Source organism: Pseudomonas muyukensis, from assembly GCF_019139535.1.
GTDB classification, from domain to species: domain Bacteria; phylum Pseudomonadota; class Gammaproteobacteria; order Pseudomonadales; family Pseudomonadaceae; genus Aquipseudomonas; species Aquipseudomonas muyukensis.
Map to the genome: position 1 here is coordinate 4,834,981 of NZ_CP077073.1, position 16,520 is coordinate 4,851,500.

Annotated in this window: 16 protein-coding genes; 10 read left to right on the plus strand and 6 right to left on the minus strand. The window is 65.6% G+C overall.

Translation table 11 applies throughout. From position 1 onward, the window contains the following. Positions 1 to 79 precede the first annotated feature (79 nt). Positions 80 to 2,722, plus strand: a complete 2,643-nt coding sequence (gene mprF / locus KSS95_RS21370) for a bifunctional lysylphosphatidylglycerol flippase/synthetase MprF (RefSeq protein ID WP_217849403.1) — start codon at positions 80 to 82, stop codon at positions 2,720 to 2,722. Further along, positions 2,722 to 4,014: a virulence factor family protein gene (locus KSS95_RS21375; RefSeq protein ID WP_217849405.1), complete on the plus strand. Its 1,293-nt coding sequence runs from the start codon at positions 2,722 to 2,724 to the stop codon at positions 4,012 to 4,014. The genes mprF and KSS95_RS21375 overlap by 1 nt, the downstream gene beginning before the upstream one ends. A 187-nt stretch (positions 4,015 to 4,201) precedes the next feature. On the opposite strand, the gene KSS95_RS21380 is transcribed toward KSS95_RS21375, so the two are convergent. Continuing rightward, positions 4,202 to 6,100: a potassium transporter Kup gene (locus KSS95_RS21380; protein ID WP_217849407.1), complete on the minus strand. Its 1,899-nt coding sequence runs from the start codon at positions 6,098 to 6,100 to the stop codon at positions 4,202 to 4,204. Positions 6,101 to 6,335: 235 nt separating this feature from the next. Here KSS95_RS21380 and rimO point away from each other — a divergent pair, with 235 nt between their 5' ends. The 5 genes from rimO (at position 6,336) to tsaA (ending at position 10,269) form a co-directional block, all read left to right on the plus strand. Continuing rightward, a complete protein-coding gene (rimO, locus tag KSS95_RS21385) occupies positions 6,336 to 7,667 on the plus strand; it encodes a 30S ribosomal protein S12 methylthiotransferase RimO (protein WP_217849409.1) in 1,332 nt (443 codons plus the stop codon). A gap of 85 nt (positions 7,668 to 7,752) precedes the next feature. After that, on the plus strand, positions 7,753 to 8,211 hold the full coding sequence (locus KSS95_RS21390) for a GNAT family N-acetyltransferase (protein ID WP_217849411.1): 459 nt from the start codon (positions 7,753 to 7,755) through the stop codon (positions 8,209 to 8,211). Between the two features lie 121 nt (positions 8,212 to 8,332). Further along, positions 8,333 to 9,043, plus strand: a complete 711-nt coding sequence (locus KSS95_RS21395) for an rRNA pseudouridine synthase (protein WP_217849413.1) — start codon at positions 8,333 to 8,335, stop codon at positions 9,041 to 9,043. Positions 9,044 to 9,107: 64 nt separating this feature from the next. Beyond that, positions 9,108 to 9,569 carry a YehS family protein gene (locus KSS95_RS21400; RefSeq protein ID WP_217849415.1) on the plus strand — a complete coding sequence of 154 codons (462 nt, stop codon included), beginning with the start codon at positions 9,108 to 9,110 and terminating at the stop codon, positions 9,567 to 9,569. A 7-nt stretch (positions 9,570 to 9,576) separates the two neighbouring features. Beyond that, positions 9,577 to 10,269, plus strand: a complete 693-nt coding sequence (gene tsaA, locus KSS95_RS21405; RefSeq protein ID WP_217849417.1) for a tRNA (N6-threonylcarbamoyladenosine(37)-N6)-methyltransferase TrmO — start codon at positions 9,577 to 9,579, stop codon at positions 10,267 to 10,269. Positions 10,270 to 10,363: 94 nt separating this feature from the next. Here tsaA and fpr read toward each other — a convergent pair whose 3' ends face one another. Beyond that, on the minus strand, positions 10,364 to 11,143 hold the full coding sequence (gene fpr, locus KSS95_RS21410; protein WP_011535180.1) for a ferredoxin-NADP reductase: 780 nt from the start codon (positions 11,141 to 11,143) through the stop codon (positions 10,364 to 10,366). A 120-nt stretch (positions 11,144 to 11,263) separates the two neighbouring features. Between fpr and finR the strand changes: the two genes are divergently transcribed. Further along, the gene (gene finR, locus KSS95_RS21415; protein ID WP_217849419.1) at positions 11,264 to 12,190 is read left to right on the plus strand and encodes a LysR family transcriptional regulator FinR; all 927 of its coding nucleotides are present in this window, start codon (positions 11,264 to 11,266) and stop codon (positions 12,188 to 12,190) included. A 3-nt stretch (positions 12,191 to 12,193) separates the two neighbouring features. On the opposite strand, the gene KSS95_RS21420 is transcribed toward finR, so the two are convergent. The 3 genes from KSS95_RS21420 to KSS95_RS21430 form a co-directional block, all read right to left on the minus strand. Next, entirely contained in the window at positions 12,194 to 12,559 is a 366-nt protein-coding gene (locus KSS95_RS21420) for a diacylglycerol kinase (protein WP_134689470.1), read from the minus strand. A gap of 78 nt (positions 12,560 to 12,637) precedes the next feature. Then, complete coding sequence (erdR, locus tag KSS95_RS21425) at positions 12,638 to 13,288, minus strand: response regulator transcription factor ErdR (RefSeq protein ID WP_217849421.1); 651 nt, start codon at positions 13,286 to 13,288, stop codon at positions 12,638 to 12,640. A 248-nt stretch (positions 13,289 to 13,536) separates the two neighbouring features. Further along, positions 13,537 to 14,247: a tRNA-uridine aminocarboxypropyltransferase gene (locus KSS95_RS21430; protein ID WP_217849422.1), complete on the minus strand. Its 711-nt coding sequence runs from the start codon at positions 14,245 to 14,247 to the stop codon at positions 13,537 to 13,539. Between the two features lie 213 nt (positions 14,248 to 14,460). Between KSS95_RS21430 and KSS95_RS21435 the strand changes: the two genes are divergently transcribed. Then, positions 14,461 to 14,880: a quorum-sensing-regulated virulence factor family protein gene (locus KSS95_RS21435; RefSeq protein ID WP_217849424.1), complete on the plus strand. Its 420-nt coding sequence runs from the start codon at positions 14,461 to 14,463 to the stop codon at positions 14,878 to 14,880. A 2-nt stretch (positions 14,881 to 14,882) separates the two neighbouring features. Here KSS95_RS21435 and KSS95_RS21440 read toward each other — a convergent pair whose 3' ends face one another. Continuing rightward, positions 14,883 to 15,089: a hypothetical protein gene (locus KSS95_RS21440; RefSeq protein ID WP_217849426.1), complete on the minus strand. Its 207-nt coding sequence runs from the start codon at positions 15,087 to 15,089 to the stop codon at positions 14,883 to 14,885. A 288-nt stretch (positions 15,090 to 15,377) separates the two neighbouring features. Here KSS95_RS21440 and KSS95_RS21445 point away from each other — a divergent pair, with 288 nt between their 5' ends. Then, positions 15,378 to 16,496 (plus strand): LOG family protein, encoded by a 1,119-nt coding sequence (locus KSS95_RS21445; protein ID WP_217849428.1) that lies wholly within the window; start codon positions 15,378 to 15,380, stop codon positions 16,494 to 16,496. The last annotated feature ends 24 nt before the right edge of the window (positions 16,497 to 16,520 follow it).

Here is a 16,520-nt window from a genome sequence, read left to right on the forward strand (position 1 = left end):
ATTCGGATACGTTTTTCCAAAGGGACTTTCACTTGGCCGTACCTCGCCCGCGCCTCGCGCCCACCGCTCGAGGCATTTCATGACCGCCCCCACACCCGACACCCAGGCACCGCTGACCGCGGCCTTGCCTGCGGCGGCGCAACGCCTGCCCTGGCTGGAACGCCTGAGCAAGTACCGTCAACCGCTGGGGCTGGCCCTGACCCTGCTGCTGTTCGCCCTGGGCCTGGTCGCCTGCCGCCACCTGCTGAGCGAGCTGGACATCTATGCCCTGCACGATGCCATGCTCAGCGTGCCGAGCCAGTCGCTGCTGGGCGCTTTGCTCGCCACGGTGCTCGGCTTCGTGATCCTGCTCGGCTATGAGTGGTCGGCCAGCCGCTACGCCGCGGTGCGGTTGCCGCCGCGCACCCTGGTGCTCGGCGGGTTCAGCGCGTTCGCCATCGGCAATGCGATCGGCCTGTCGATGCTCTCTGGCGGCTCGGTGCGCTATCGCCTGTATGCCCGCCAGGGCCTGGGCGCCGCGGAAGTAGCGCGCATGACGGTGTTCGCCAGCTTGTCGCTGGGCTGCGCGCTGCCACCACTGGCGGCGCTGGCCACCCTCAGCGACCTGCCGGGCGCCGCCAGCGCATTGCGCCTGCCCGCCCCGCTGCTCGGCGGCATCGCCGCCGCCGTGCTACTGGCGACCGTGGCGCTGGTGATTGGCCTGTATCGCCGCCGCCTGCCCGAGCAGCCACTGGCCGACAGCCTGCTGGTGCAGTTCGGCCGCCGCACCCTGCGCTTGCCAGGCGCCCGCCTGAGCGCCCTGCAATTGCTGATTACCGCGCTGGATGTCGCCGTCGCCGCCACCGTGCTCTACCTGCTGCTGCCGCAGGCGCCGCCGTTCGGCGCGTTCGTGCTGGTGTACCTGCTGGCCCTGGCCGCCGGAGTGCTCAGCCACGTGCCCGGCGGCGTCGGCGTATTCGAGGCGGTCCTGCTGGCGGCCTTCGCCAACCAGCTGGGCGCCGCACCATTGGCGGCGGCGCTGCTGCTGTACCGGCTGATCTACGTGGTCCTGCCGCTGTTGGTGGCTTGTGTGCTGCTGCTGGCCAACGAAGCCCGTCGCTTGATGGTCACCCAGCAGGCGATCCGTGCGGCCTCGGGGCTGGCCGCGCCGGTACTGGCGATCCTCGTGTTCCTCTCTGGCGTGGTGCTGCTGTTCTCCGGGGCCACCCCTGAGATCGACAGCCGTCTGGAGCACATGGGCTTCCTGATTCCGCACCGGTTGATCGATGCCTCGCACTTCGGCGCCAGCCTGATCGGCGTGCTCTGCCTGCTGCTGGCCCAAGGCTTGCGCCGGCGCCTGTCGGCCGCCTGGCTGCTGACCACCGTGCTGTTGCTGGTCGGCGCGCTGCTGTCGCTGCTCAAGGGCTTCGACTGGGAAGAGGCCAGCCTGCTGTGTTTCACCGCCGCCCTGCTGGCCCTGTTCCGCCGCTCGTTCTATCGCCCCAGCCGCCTGCTGGAACTGCCGTTCTCGCCGGTGTACCTGGTGGCCAGTGCCTGCGTGGTTGGCGCCTCGGTGTGGCTGTTGCTGTTCGCTTACCAGGACATACCCTACACCCACAAGCTGTGGTGGCAGTTCACCCTCGATGCCGATGCGCCACGGGCCTTGCGCGCAGCGCTTGGCAGCGCGGTGCTGCTGGTGGTCGTCGCCCTGACCTGGCTGCTGCGCACCGCGCGCCCGGTGATCCAGCTGCCAAGTGACGAGGAACTGCAGCGGGCCAACCGCATCCTGCTGGCCTCCGACCAGCCTGACGGCGGCCTGGCCCTGACCGGCGACAAGGCCCTGCTGTTCCACCCCCGCGACAACGCCTTCCTCATGTACGCCCGCCGTGGCCGCAGCCTGGTGGCGCTGTACGACCCGATTGGCCCGGCCCAGGAGCGCGCCGAGATGATCTGGCAGTTCCGCGACCTGTGCGACCTGCACCATGCCCGCCCGGTGTTCTACCAGGTGCGCGCCGAGAACCTGCCGTTCTACATGGACATCGGCCTGACCGCGATCAAGCTCGGCGAGGAAGCGCGGGTCGACCTGCGCCGCTTCGACATCGACGCCAAGGGCAAGGAGATGAAAGACCTGCGCTACACCTGGAACCGTGGTGGCCGCGACGGCCTGGCCCTGGAGATCCACGAGCCCGGTCATGCGCCGCTGGCCGAGCTCAAGGAAATTTCCGACGCCTGGCTCAGCGGCAAGAACGTCCGCGAGAAAGGCTTCTCCCTGGGCCGCTTCAGCCCCGAGTACCTGCAGCACTTTCGCATTGCGCTGATTCGCTTCCAGGGCCGCCCGGTGGCCTTCGCCAACCTGCTGGAAACCCACAGCAACGAACTGGCCAGCCTCGACCTGATGCGCGCCCACCCCGAGGCACCGAAGCTGACCATGGAATTCATGATGGTCGGCCTGATCCTGCACTACAAGCGCCACGACTATGGCCGCTTCAGCCTGGGCATGGTGCCCCTTTCCGGCTTGCAGCCGCGCCGTGGCGCACCCTTGACCCAGCGCCTGGGCTCAATGGTGTTCCAGCGCGGCGAGCAGCTCTACAACTTCCAGGGCCTGCGGCGCTTCAAGGACAAGTTCCAGCCGGACTGGGAACCTCGCTACATGGCCGTGCCGGCCGGGCTCGACCCGCTGGTGGCACTGGCCGATACCGCCGCCCTGATCGCTGGCGGCCTGACTGGATTGGTGAAACGTTGATGATCCGACGCTATTGGCTGTATGTACTGATTCCCCTGCTGCTGGCCGTCCTGGCCGGGGCCACGGCCTTCTGGCTGTGGACCCGGCCGGCCCCCGAGGCGCGCCTGGACCACCTGACGCTGGCCGATGGCAGCCAGCTGACCCGCGCCACCCCTGGCGTGCACGCCAAGGCCCGGGTGGCCATCGGCGTGCCTCAGGAGCAGGCCCTGAGCGATAAACAACTGCTCGACCTCAGCCAGGCCGGCGAAGCCCAGCTGGTGCAGGTGATCCTGCCGCCTGCCGACTGCGCCAAGCAGCAGGTCGCAATGGACCAGGCCCTGACCCAACTGGCCAACAAGCCGACCCTGGTCGCCGGTATCGGCCCAGGCGCGGCCCAGGCCTGGCGCTGGCTGGCTACCCAAAACGACGACAAGGCGCGGGCCATCTCGGTGGACTTCACCCTCGAGCAACCCGGTTGCCAGGCCACGCTGCCCAAGGCCGCGCCCCATGGCCACTGGAACGTGGCCTGGAACGACAACCCCGACGACGCCAGCGCCGCCTTCGTGCGCGACCAGGCCAACGCCGAGACCAGCATCGCCGACTACGACATCCACCTGCCGCAGGTGCTCAAGGCCCAGCTGACCCAGGCCTTGGTCGGCCACGACGGCAATGCCCTGGCCATCCCGGTAGTAGAGGTGCCCGCCGGGCAGACCACCGACACCGTCACCCTGTTCCTGTCCGGCGACGGTGGCTGGCGCGACCTGGACCGCGACGTGGCCGGTGAAATGGCCAAGCTCGGCTTCCCGGTGGTGGGTATCGACACCCTGCGTTACTACTGGCAGCACAAGACCCCGGAGCAGAGCGCCGCCGATCTGTCCGAACTGATGCAGCACTACCGGCAGAAATGGGGCACCAAGCGGTTCGTGCTGACCGGTTATTCGTTCGGCGCCGATGTACTGCCGGCCATCTACAACCGCCTGCCCGCCGAGGACCAGAAGCGTATCGACGCGGTGATCCTGCTGGCCTTCGCCCGCAGCGGCAGCTTCGAGATCGAGGTGGAAGGCTGGCTGGGCAAGGAAGGCCAGGAGGCCCCGACCGGGCCGGAAATGGCCAAGTTGCCAGCGGCCAAGGTGGTGTGCATCTATGGCGTGGAAGAGACCGACGAAAGCGGCTGCACCGACAAGACGGCGGTGGGCGAGCGCATGAAGCTGCCCGGTGGCCACCACTTCGACGAGAACTACCCAGCGCTGGCCAAGCGCCTGATCGACGAGATCGAGACGCGCCAGGGCAAGTCCAGCGTCGCCGAAAAATGATGTGAAAGCGGGCCGCTGCGCGGTCCATCGCCAGCAAGGCTGGCGCCTACGGGCCCGAGACGACCGGCAACCCCGTAGGAGCCGGCTTGCCGGCGAACACCGGCATCGCCGGTGCCAGCCTCCGCGGGGCCTGGTTCGCCAGCAAGCTGGCTACGGGCCCGAGGTGGGCCGCCCTGCAGGCGCAGGGTCAGATCTCGACCTGGGTCCCCAGCTCGATCACCCGGTTCAGCGGCAGGTTGAAGAAGCGCAGGTTGCCGTTGGCGTTCTTCAGCAGGAACGCGAACAGGTTGCCGCGCCAGCGCGACATCCCCTCCAGGCGCGAGGCGATCACCGTCTCCCGACTGAGGAAATAGGTGGTGCGCATCGGGCTGAAATCCAGCTCGTCCAGGTGGCACAGCTTCAACGCCGCCGGCACGTCCGGCTCGTCCATGAAGCCAAAGTGCAGCAACACCCGGAAGAACCCATCGCCATAGGCCTCCACCTCGAAGCGCTCATGCTCCGGCACCCGCGGCCGGTCCTCGCTGACCACCGTCAGCAGCACCACCTGGTTGTGCAACACCTGGTTGTGCAACATGTTGTGCAACAGCGCATGGGGTACCGCGTCGGCCCGCGCGGTGAGGAACACCGCAGTGCCCTCGACCCGGTGCGGCGGCTGCACGCGAATGCTGCCGATGAACACCGGCAGCGGCAGCGCGCCTTCGTCGATGCGCTCGACGAGGATCTGCTTGCCACGCTTCCAGGTGCTCATCAGCAGGAACAGCACCCCGCCCGCCAGTACCGGGAACGCGCCGCCCTGGACGATCTTCGGCACGTTGGCGGCGAAGAACAATCCATCCACCAGCAGGAAACCCACCAGGATCGGCACCGCCAGCAACGGCGGCCATTTCCACAACAGCAGCATCACCGACGCCACCAGGATAGTGGTCATCAGCATGGTGCCGGTCACCGCCACGCCGTAGGCCGCCGCCAGTGCCCCGGACGACTCGAACCCGATCACCAGCAGCACCACGCCGACCATCAGCGTCCAGTTCACCGCGCCGATGTAGATCTGCCCCTGCTCGTCGCTGGAGGTGTGCTGGATCTGCATGCGTGGGATGTAGCCCAGCTGGATGGCCTGGCGGGTCAGGGAGAAGGCCCCCGAGATCACCGCCTGGGAAGCGATCACCGTGGCCATGGTCGCCAGCCCCACCAGCGGCAGCAGTGCCCAGCCCGGCGCCAGCAGGTAGAACGGGTTGCGCGCGGCCTCCGGGTTCTGCAGCAGCATCGCGCCCTGGCCAAAGTAGTTGAGCACCAGCGCCGGCAGCACCAGGGCGAACCAGGCGCGGGCGATCGGCTTGCGGCCGAAGTGGCCCATGTCGGCGTACAGCGCCTCGGCGCCGGTCAGCGCCAGCACCACCGCGCCAAGGATCGCCACGCCCATGCCCGGGTGCACGATGAAGAAATTCAGCGCCCAGCCCGGGTTGAAGGCCTTGAGCACCTCGGGGCTCTGGGCGATGCCATGCACGCCCAGCGCCCCCAGCACCACGAACCAGGTGACCATGATCGGGCCGAACAGCTTGCCGATCTTCTCGGTGCCGTGCTTTTGCACCAGGAACAGCGCCACCAGCACCACCAGCGAGATCGGCACCACCCAGTGATCGATGCCGTCGAACGCCAGGCCCATGCCCTCCACTGCCGACAGCACCGACACCGCCGGGGTGATCATGCTGTCGCCATAGAACAACGAGGCCCCGACCAGGCCGCAGCCGACCATCAACGCACGCAGCTTCGGATGACTGGCCGTGGCCCGCCGCGCCAGCGCGGTCAGCGCCATGGTGCCGCCTTCACCCTGGTTGTCGGCGCGCAGGATGAACATCACGTACTTGAACGACACCACCCACAACAGCGACCAGAGGATCAGCGACAGGATGCCCAGCACGCCATCGTGGTTGACCGGCACCCCGTAACCGCCGGTGAAGACTTCCTTGAGGGTATACAACGGGCTGGTGCCGATATCGCCATAGACCACCCCGACAGCTGCCACCAACAGGCTCAACGACCGCGTTGCGCCCTGCCCGCCTTCGGCGTGACTGCTTGCCTGAACCATCGACCACTCCCGCAGAAGGCCTTCTAGACCGGTTGAATTGCCACCCGCGCCAGGGCATCCCGGATGCCCCCGCGCAACGGCGCGAAGCATAGCGCAGCGTTCGTCGTATTTCTGCTGGTAAAGCGACCTTGCGCTCGCTAGAATTGCGCACTTTTTGATCAGAGGCGCGAAAAGCGCCCACCAGGAGCGCCCCCGTCAGCGGCCGGGCGACCTGTATTCAATACCGAGGTTAGTCATGTCCACCACTCCCGCCACTCCGAAGGTCGGCTTCGTTTCCCTGGGTTGTCCCAAGGCCCTGGTCGATTCCGAGCGCATCCTCACCCAGCTGCGCATGGAAGGCTATGAAGTCGTGCCCACCTACGAGGACGCCGACGTGGTGGTGGTCAACACCTGCGGCTTCATCGACAGCGCCAAGGCCGAGTCGCTGGAAGTGATCGGCGAGGCGATCAAGGAAAACGGCAAGGTCATCGTCACCGGCTGCATGGGTGTCGAGGAAGGCAATATCCGCGACGTGCACCCCAGCGTGCTGTCGGTCAGCGGCCCGCAGCAGTACGAGCAGGTGGTCAACGCCGTGCACGAAGTGGTGCCGCCGCGCCAGGACCACAACCCGCTGATCGACCTGGTACCGCCCCAGGGCGTCAAGCTGACCCCGCGCCACTACGCCTACCTGAAGATTTCCGAAGGCTGCAACCACAGCTGCAGCTTCTGCATCATCCCGTCGATGCGCGGCAAGCTGGTCAGCCGCCCGGTCGGCGAGGTGCTGAGCGAGGCCGAGCGCCTGGTCAAGGCCGGCGTCGAGGAGATCCTGGTGATCTCCCAGGACACCAGCGCCTACGGCGTCGACGTCAAGTACAAGACCGACTTCTGGAACGGCCGCCCGGTCAAGACCCGCATGCTCGAGCTGTGCGAGGCCCTGAGCAGCCTGGGCGCCTGGGTGCGCCTGCACTATGTGTACCCGTACCCGAACGTCGACGACGTGATTCCGCTGATGGCCGCCGGCAAGATCCTGCCGTACCTGGACATCCCGTTCCAGCACGCCAGCCCCAAGGTGCTCAAGTCGATGAAGCGCCCGGCCTTCGAGGACCGCACCTTGGCGCGCATCAAGCACTGGCGCGAGCAGTGCCCAGAGCTGGTGATCCGCTCGACCTTCATCGTCGGCTTCCCCGGCGAGACCGAGGAAGACTTCCAGTACCTGCTCGACTGGCTGACCGAAGCCCAGCTCGACCGCGTCGGCTGCTTCCAGTACTCGCCGGTCGAAGGCGCCCCGGCCAACGACCTGGGCCTGGACGAAGTCCCGGACGACATCAAGCAGGACCGCTGGGACCGCTTCATGGCCCACCAGCAGGCGATCAGCACCGCGCGCCTGCAACTGCGCATCGGCAAGGAGATCGAGGTGCTGATCGACGAGGTCGAGGAGCAAGGTTCGGTCGGCCGCAGCTTCTTCGACGCACCGGAGATCGACGGCAGCGTGTTCATCGACGGCAACCATGGCTTCAAGCCGGGCGACAAGGTGCGCTGCCGGGTGGTCGATGCCGACGAATACGATATGTGGGCCGAGCCCATCTAAGCGATACTCGCCTGAAGATACCCCGCCCACTGGCGGGGTATTTTTTTGCATCTATGTTTTCCTCATTGGCCTTGAGGACCCATGGATGCCAGCCACTGTCACACTGCAAACGCCGCGCCTGAGCGACTACCCCGAGCTGGTTCGGGTCTGGGAAGCCTCGGTGCGCGCCACCCACGACTTCCTCCCCGACGCCTATATCCTGTTGCTGCGCGACCATGTGCTGGCGCGTTATCTGGACGCGGTGATGCTGGTCTGCTGCAAGGACCACAAAGGACGCATCCTCGGTTTCGCCGGAGTCGCCAACGGCCGGCTCGACCTGCTCTTCATCGCCCCGCAAGCCCGTGGCCAGGGGCTCGGCAAGCGCCTGCTGCGCCATGCGGTGGCCGAGCTCAACGCCGCGCGGCTGGATGTCAACGAACAGAACCCGCAAGCCCTGGGGTTCTACCTGCACCAAGGCTTCGAAGTGTACGGGCGCTCGGAAACGGACGGCCTGGGGCAGCCATACCCCCTACTGCACATGAGGCTGATTCGTACAGGAGCCTGATGCCAGAGCCGAAGATGCCAGCTCCCCGATCCGAAACGGCGGAAATGACATCGATTTGCAGCCGCGACCCCGTCGGTGAAGGTACAATGGAGCCTTTCCCTGCCTCGTGAAACCATTGTCCATGTCCGACCCCATTCGCCTGTCCAAACGCCTCATCGAACAGCTTGGCTGCTCCCGCCGAGAGGCCGAACTGTATATCGAGGGTGGCTGGGTCACCGTCGATGGCGTGGTGGTCGAACAGCCGCAGTTCAAGGTTGCCCAGCAGCGCGTCGAGCTGCTGCCCGGCGCCCGTGCCGAGAGCCTCGAGCCGGTCACCCTGCTGCTCAACCAGCAGGCCGGCCAGGCACTCGACAGCGCCCAGGCCGGCATGACCCTGGCCAGCCTCAGCGAAGCCCACCGCGAAGGCGTGCGCGCCTTGCACGGGCACTTTGCCCGGCAGGCCTGCGTCGCCCCGCTGCTCCCCGGCGCCAGCGGCCTGCAGCTGTTCACCCAGGACTGGCGGGTAACCCGCAAGCTCGACGCCGACCTGCGCCGTATGGAACAGGAATACATCGTCCAGGTCGGCGGCGAAGCCAAGCCAGGCGCCCTTGAGCGGCTGGCCCGTGGCGTCGAGCGCAAGGGCGTCGAGTTGCCCAAGGCCAAGGCCAGCTGGCAGAACGAACAACACCTGCGCATGGTCCTGAAAAACCCGCAGCCAGGGGTTATCGAGCAACTGTGCGAGACCGCCGGCCTCAAGGTCCTGGGCATGCGCCGCATCCGCCTGGGCGGGGTGTCGATGGGCAAGCTGCCATTGGGCCAATGGCGCTACCTGGCCGCCACCGAACGTTTCTGAGGTCCGTCACCCAGCACTACCGCCAGGCAATGACTGCCATGGCACCTGAACAGGATTCGCTGCAATGAACCACAACGATGTACTGCGCAGCCTGCGCTACATGCTCAAGGCCAACGACCAGAAAATGGCCGAGATCACCGGCCTCAGCGGCCTGCAAGTCAGCGCCGAGGCCATCGCCGGCTACGTGAAGAAAGAAGAGGAACCCGGTTTCGTGCAATGCCCGGACAAGGTCATGGCACACTTCCTCGACGGCCTGGTGATCCACCGCCGTGGCCGCGACGACAGCCGCCCAGCGCAACCGATCGAGCTACCGGTGACCAACAACACCATCCTCAAGAAGCTGCGGGTGGCCTTCGAGCTCAAGGAAGACGACCTGCACGCAGTGCTCAAGGCCGTCAACTTCCCGGTTTCCAAGCCAGAGCTCAGCGCGCTGTTCCGCAAGGTCGGCCACGACAACTACCGCCCGTGCGGCGACCAGTTGCTGCGCAACTTCCTCAAGGGCCTCACCCTGCGCGTGCGCGGCTGAGCCTGTGATGCAACACACGGTCTCGCCAGTCGGCATCCTGCGCTCCTGCTTCAAGGAGAAGTTCGCCATTCCGCGCCAACCGCAGCTGGCGCCCGCCGCCCGGGGCGTGCTGGAACTGCTGCCGCCCTTCGACCAGGGCGATGCCGTCGAAGGGCTGGAACAGGTCAGCCACGTCTGGCTGGTGTTCCTGTTCCACCAAGCGCTGGAAGACAAGCCACGGCTCAAGGTGCGCCCGCCGCGCCTGGGTGGCAACAAGAGCATGGGGGTGTTCGCCACCCGCGCGACCCACCGCCCCAATGGCATCGGCCAGTCGGTGGTGCGCCTCGAAGGCGTGGAGCCTGGGCGCCTGCTGCTGTCGGGTATCGATCTGCTCGATGGTACGCCGGTGCTGGATATCAAGCCCTATGTGCCCTATGCCGATAGCGTCAGCGGGGCAGTCAACCGGATGGCCAGTGACGCACCTGCGGCGATTGCCGTCGACTGGAGCGACAGCGCCCTGCCCCAGGCACGCGAACATGCGCTGCGCCTGGGCGAGCCGCTGGTCGAGCTGATCGAGCAGTGCCTGGCCCAGGATCCCCGCCCGGCCTACCAGGTACCACCGCCCGAGCGGGTGTATGGGGTGAGGTTCTGGGATGTGCAGGTGCGCTGGCATTATCCGCAGCCGGATGTGATCCGCGTGCTGGAGGTGACACCGGAGTGACCCGGTGTCGATACGGGCGCTCTCGCGGCGAAGCTGTTGCGCGGGCATAAAAAAACGCAGGCCAGGCCTGCGTTTTTCATTTCTGCCGCTCGCCTTACTTCTCGACGAACGCACGCTCGATCAGGTAGTCACCCGGCTCGCGCATGCGCGGGGAAATCTTCAGGCCGAAGCTGTCCAGCACTTCGCTGGTCTCGTCGAGCATGCTCGGGCTGCCGCAGATCATCGCGCGGTCGTCCTGCGGGTTGATCGGTGGCAGGCCGATGTCGCTGAACAGCTTGCCGCTGCGCATCAGGTCGGTCAGCCGGCCCTGGTTCTCGAACGGCTCGCGGGTCACGGTGGGGTAGTAGATCAGCTTGTCACGCACGGACTCGCCGAAGAACTCGTTCTGCGGCAGGTGCTCGGTGATGAACTCGCGGTAGGCCACTTCGTTGACGTAGCGCACGCCGTGGACCAGGATCACCTTCTCGAAACGCTCGTAGGTTTCCGGGTCCTGGATCACGCTCATGAACGGCGCCAGGCCGGTGCCGGTGCTCAGCAGGTAGAGGTGCTTGCCTGGGTTGAGGTCGTCGAGTACCAGGGTGCCGGTAGGCTTCTTGCTGATGATGATCTCATCGCCTTCCTTCAGGTGCTGCAGCTGCGAGGTCAGCGGGCCGTCCGGCACCTTGATGCTGAAGAACTCCAGGTGCTCTTCCCAGTTTGGCGAGGCGATGGAGTAGGCGCGCATGAGCGGGCGGCCGCTATCCTGCTGCAGGCCGATCATCACGAACTGACCGTTCTCGAAGCGCAGGCCCGGGTCACGGGTGCACTTGAAGCTGAACAGGGTGTCGTTCCAGTGGTGCACACTGAGGACACGTTCGTGGTTCATGTTGCTCATCGATGGGGCTCCTGAAGGAAAACGCGGCGCGCGCAAGACGCGCAGTTGCGCGATAGTTTAGGGGCAGCGACAATATCTGTTAACTGAATTATCAAGATATGTGTTATCGGTTATATAGATATGCGATTTACACTTCGTCAGCTCCAGGTCTTCGTCGCTGTCGCCCAGCACCAGAGTGTGTCGCGGGCCGCTGGCGTGCTGGCCTTGTCGCAATCGGCCGCCAGCACCTCGATCACCGAACTGGAGCGCCAGTCCAGCTGCCAGCTGTTCGACCGTGCCGGCAAGCGCTTGAGCCTCAACGCCCTGGGGCATCAGCTACTGCCGCAAGCCGTCGCCCTGCTCGACCAGGCCAAGGAAATCGAGGATCTGCTCAACGGCAAGTCCGGTTTCGGCTCGCTGGCCGTCGGCGCCACCCTCACCATCGGCAACTACCTGGCCACCCTGCTGATCGGCAGCTTCATGCAGGTGCACCCGGAGAGCCAGGTGAAACTGCACGTACAAAATACCGCGCATATCGTGCAACAAGTCGCCCACTACGAAATTGACCTGGGTCTAATCGAGGGCGACTGCAACCACCCCGACCTGGAAGTGCAGCCCTGGGTGGAGGACGAACTGGTGGTGTTCTGCGCGCCACAACATCCGCTGGCCAAGGTTGGCCATGCCGGTATCGAGCAATTGGCCCATGAGGCGTGGATCCTGCGCGAACAAGGTTCGGGCACGCGCCTGACCTTCGACCAGGCCATGCGTCATCACCGCGCCAACTTGAACATCCGCCTGGAACTGGAGCACACCGAGGCGATCAAGCGCGCCGTGGAATCAGGCCTGGGCATCGGCTGCATCTCGCGCCTGGCACTGCGCGACGCATTTCGTCGCGGCAGCCTGGTGCCGGTGGAAACCCCGGCGCTGGACCTGTCGCGGCAGTTCTACTTCATCTGGCACAAACAGAAGTACCAGACCTCGGCCATGCGCGAGTTTCTCGAGCTGTGCCGCAGCTTCACCGCCGGCGTGCGCCGCAGCGACGAAATCGTCCTGCCGCCGATTGCCTGAAGCTCAGCCGAGCAGGATCACGCCCCAGACCAGCGCGACCATGGTCATTGCCACCAACTGCGCGGCGCTGCCCATGTCCTTGGCGTTCTTCGACAGCGGGTGGCGGTCCAGGGAGATACGGTCGATGGCCGCCTCCACTGCCGAGTTGAGCAGTTCGACGATCAGCCCCAGCAGGCACACGGCGATCAGGATAGCCCGCTCGCCGCGACTGACCGGCAACCAGAAGGCGATCGGGATCAGCAGCACATTGAGCAGCACCAACTGGCGGAAAGCCGCCTCGCCCTTGAAGGCGGTGCGCAGGCCGTCGAACGAGTAGCCCGCGGCATTGACGATACGTTTGAGGCCGGTCTGGCCTTTGAATGGCGACATGCGTGTGTGTCACTTCACCGAGAAAAAGGCCAGCAGACTAGACCAGTCGGGGTCAAAAAAGCGTGAAGCTGCGGCCCCTCAGGAGGCCGAAACCGATTCGAGTTGTTGCAACAGCAGCGCCGCCTGGGTGCGGGTGCGCACACCCAGCTTGCGGAAGATCGCCGTCACATGGGCCTTGATGGTCGCTTCCGAGACGCTCAGCTCGTAGGCGATCTGCTTGTTCAACAAGCCTTCGCAGACCATGGTCAGCACCCGGAACTGTTGCGGGGTCAGGCTGGCCAGCCCTTCGCTGGCGGCCTTGGCCTCGGCCGACACGTCGACTTTCTCGAACGCCTGGGGCGGCCACCAGACGTCGCCGTCGAGCACGTTGCGCACCGCTTCCTGAATCTTGCTCAGCTCGCTGGACTTGGGAATGAAACCGCTGGCGCCGAATTCGCGGGACTTCACCACCACCGACGCTTCCTCCTGCGCCGACACCATCACCACCGGGATCTGCGGATACTGGCCGCGCAACAGGACCAGGCCGGAGAAGCCGTAGGCACCTGGCATGTTCAGGTCCAGCAGGACCAGGTCCCAGTCGGCCTTTTCAGCGAGACTGGCTTCCAGTTCGGCGATGCTCGCCACTTCCACCAGGCGCACGTCCGGGCCCAGGCCGAGGGTAACGGCCTGGCGCAGGGCGCTGCGAAACAGCGGGTGGTCATCGGCAATCAGGATTTCGTATGTGGCCATCGATCTATGGATCCTGTTCTGTGCCGGGCGCTTGGGGTACGGGCGCGCCTGGCAGGCAACTCATGGCGCGAACGGCAGGGCCGCCGGCCGGGATGGCACGGCGAAGTCCGGGGTAACAGCAGCTTCGTCGTGCCTGAAGCGGGGCCAAGGATGCCGAGCACGAACCGGGTGGTCAAGCCGGTCGACTCCGCCCACCCTGGCTGCCAGCCCCGACAGTATGAACCAAACCGCCGGGCCTGCCCCTTGGACTATAGGAAGGTATGCAAACGCTGATGCACTTCATCCTGCGCATCCAGGGCCAGGCGACGCTTGCCGCTGAGGTAGTGCAGGCTGAACACATCCAGGTAGGCGTCCAGGGCCTGGGAGGCCTGGCTGTCGCCGGCCAGGTCCAGGCACATGGCGGCCACCTCGGCGGTGCAGAAGTGGTCATCGCGCTTGGAGCGGCGCAGGCGATAGCGCGACATCTGCTCGGCCTGCAGGCTCAGCACCGGGAAACGGTCCAGGTACGGGCTCTTGCGGAACATCTTGCGCGCCTCGGTCCAGGTGGCGTCGAGCAGGATGAACAGCGGGCGCTTGCCCGGCTCGCGCAGCACCTCGCTGACCACCCGCTCCTGGGCGACGAACTCGCCGGGGAAAACGATGAAGGGTTGCCACTGCGGGTCGTCGAGCAGCGCCAGCAGACGCTCGTCCACCGCGGTGCGCAGCCAGCCGAAGGCCGAGGTATCCTCGATCAGGTCGGCAATCAGCCAGCCGGTGTTCGTCGGTTTCAACGGCTCGGTGTCATGCATCAACAGGCACACGCCGGCCTCGGCCTGGACCTTGGGTTTCCAGGCGCACAGGCAATGGCTGGCGATCACTCGGCAATCCGGGCAACGCTCGGCGCGCGAGCCACGGGCAATGAACGGCTTGTTGCTGCGGGCCAGGCGCTCGGCGCGCAAGCGCGCGACCGCGTGGCTCATGGCAGCAGGCCTTGCAGGGGGAATGGGCGGGGCACGGCGATAACTCGGTGAAAACAAAGGCGCAGTCTACCAGAGCGTGCGTCATTTGCCGTGCAGCCTGGCCAATGGCTCCTTTATAATCCCAGGCCCTGGCGGCCTGGAAACCCTGCGGTTTCATGGAACGCCGCCCGCCGGCGCCGGTCAAAGCGCCAGTCATCGAACCAGGAGAGATTCATGCTGCGTTTTATCGCCCCGACCCTGAGCCTGCTGCTCGCCCTGCCCCTGGCGGCCCAGGCCGCGTCCAAGCAGGAATACGAGCTGACCCAGATGCTGCAGAAGGTCGCCAAGCAAAGCAGCGTCGGCACCCCACGGGCCATCAACGAAGACATCCTTGACCAGGGTTATACCGTCGAAGGCAAGGCACTGGTCAACCACCTGAGCGTGCGCCAGGAGCATGCCGCGCGCATGCAGGCCAACCCCGCGCAGGTGCGCAGCCAGCTGGGCGACAGCGTGTGCCGCAACAACGGTTATCGCCAGCTGATGTCCAAGGGCGCCGTGATGGTCTACCGCTTCAGCGTCTACAAGACCAACCAACCGGTCATGGACCAGGCCTTCGACGCCGCCAGCTGCACGGCCGGCAACAAGAAGAAGTGATTTCAGGCCACCTGGTCGCTGTCACTGGCGCGCCGTTGCTCATCTTCGGCGCGTAGCTCGGCCAGCAAGGCCTGCAAGTAACGCGAATGCCGCTCGTGGCCTTGCAGGCGGCGCAGGCATTCATCCTCCAGGCTCAGGCAATGGGCCTGCGCCTCTCGTTCGAGCAGTTGCAACAGCTGCCCGTCCACCTCCAGCACCAATCGATGCATACCGCCACCTCCCTGCACCGCGCGCCTGGTCGCCTCCAGTAAACCAAAGCCGCGCAAAGGCTGGATCCGATCTGACAGGCGGCACGAAGCCGCACCAGCGTCTAGATTGATAACGAGTGTCCATAACAACGACAACGCGATGGAACTGCCACTGCAACATGGCCTTGAAGGCCTACTGCAACGCTCGGGGCGCACACTCGAGCCACAGCAGCCAGCGACACACGCAGTGTCGCGGCCGGGACCTGCCATCGACCCGGTCAGAGGTTTTGCTGCAGAAGGAGACGTTGAATGCCTTACCAACCGAACGAGCTGTTGTTCAACCACTTCCGTGATCATGGCATCGACCTGGCGCATATCGACCAGCAACTGCAACTGGTCGCACCGAACAGCCCCAACTTGCCTTTGTACCGCGACATGATGCTGACCATCCTGCGCATGGCGCACGACGACCGAAACCGCTGGAACGCCAAGATCACCTTGCAGGCACTGCGTGAACTGGACCATGCGTTCCGCATCCTGGAGCGCTACAAGGGGCGACGCAAGGTCACCGTGTTCGGCTCGGCGCGCACCCCGCTGGAACACCCGATGTATGCCCTGGCCCGGGAGCTGGGGGCTACCCTGGCCCGCTCCGAGCTGATGGTCATCACCGGCGCCGGCGGCGGCATCATGGCCGCTGCCCATGAGGGCGCGGGCAGCGACCATAGCCTGGGCTTCAACATCACCCTGCCCTTCGAGCAACACGCCAACGCCACGGTGGATGGCACCGACAAGCTGCTGCCGTTTCATTTCTTCTTTATTCGCAAGCTGTTTTTCGTCAAGGAGGCCGACGCGCTGGTGCTGTGCCCGGGTGGTTTCGGCACCCTCGACGAGGCCCTGGAGGTGCTGACCCTGATCCAGACCGGCAAGAGCCCGCTGGTGCCAGTGGTGCTGCTCGACTCGCCTGGCGGCAGCTTCTGGCGCGACGCGCTGGACTTCATCAGCCGCCAGCTTGAGGAAAACCGCTACATCCTGCCCAGTGACCTGAAGCTGGTGCGCCTGGTGCACAGTGCCGACGAGGCGGTGGAGGAAATCAACCAGTTCTACAGCAACTACCACTCCAGCCGCTGGCTGAAGAACCAGTTCGTGATCCGCATGCATCACCCACTCAGTGAAGCCGCCTTGCATGACGTGGAGGAAGGTTTTGCCGACCTGCGCCTGAGCGGCAGGTACCACCAGCAGCCCGACAGCGGCGCCGAGCACGAGCAAGGCGACTTCAGCCACCTGACACGCCTGACGTTCGCCTTCAATGGCCGCGACCAAGGGCGCCTGCGAGAACTGGTGGACTTCATCAACCTGTCGGAAAACTGGGCCAAGCCCCAGCCCATGCGTACCACCCAACGCGCCCGGGATGCCTTGCGCGTAAGCTGAACGCAAAAAGGCCTGTGGGCTGGC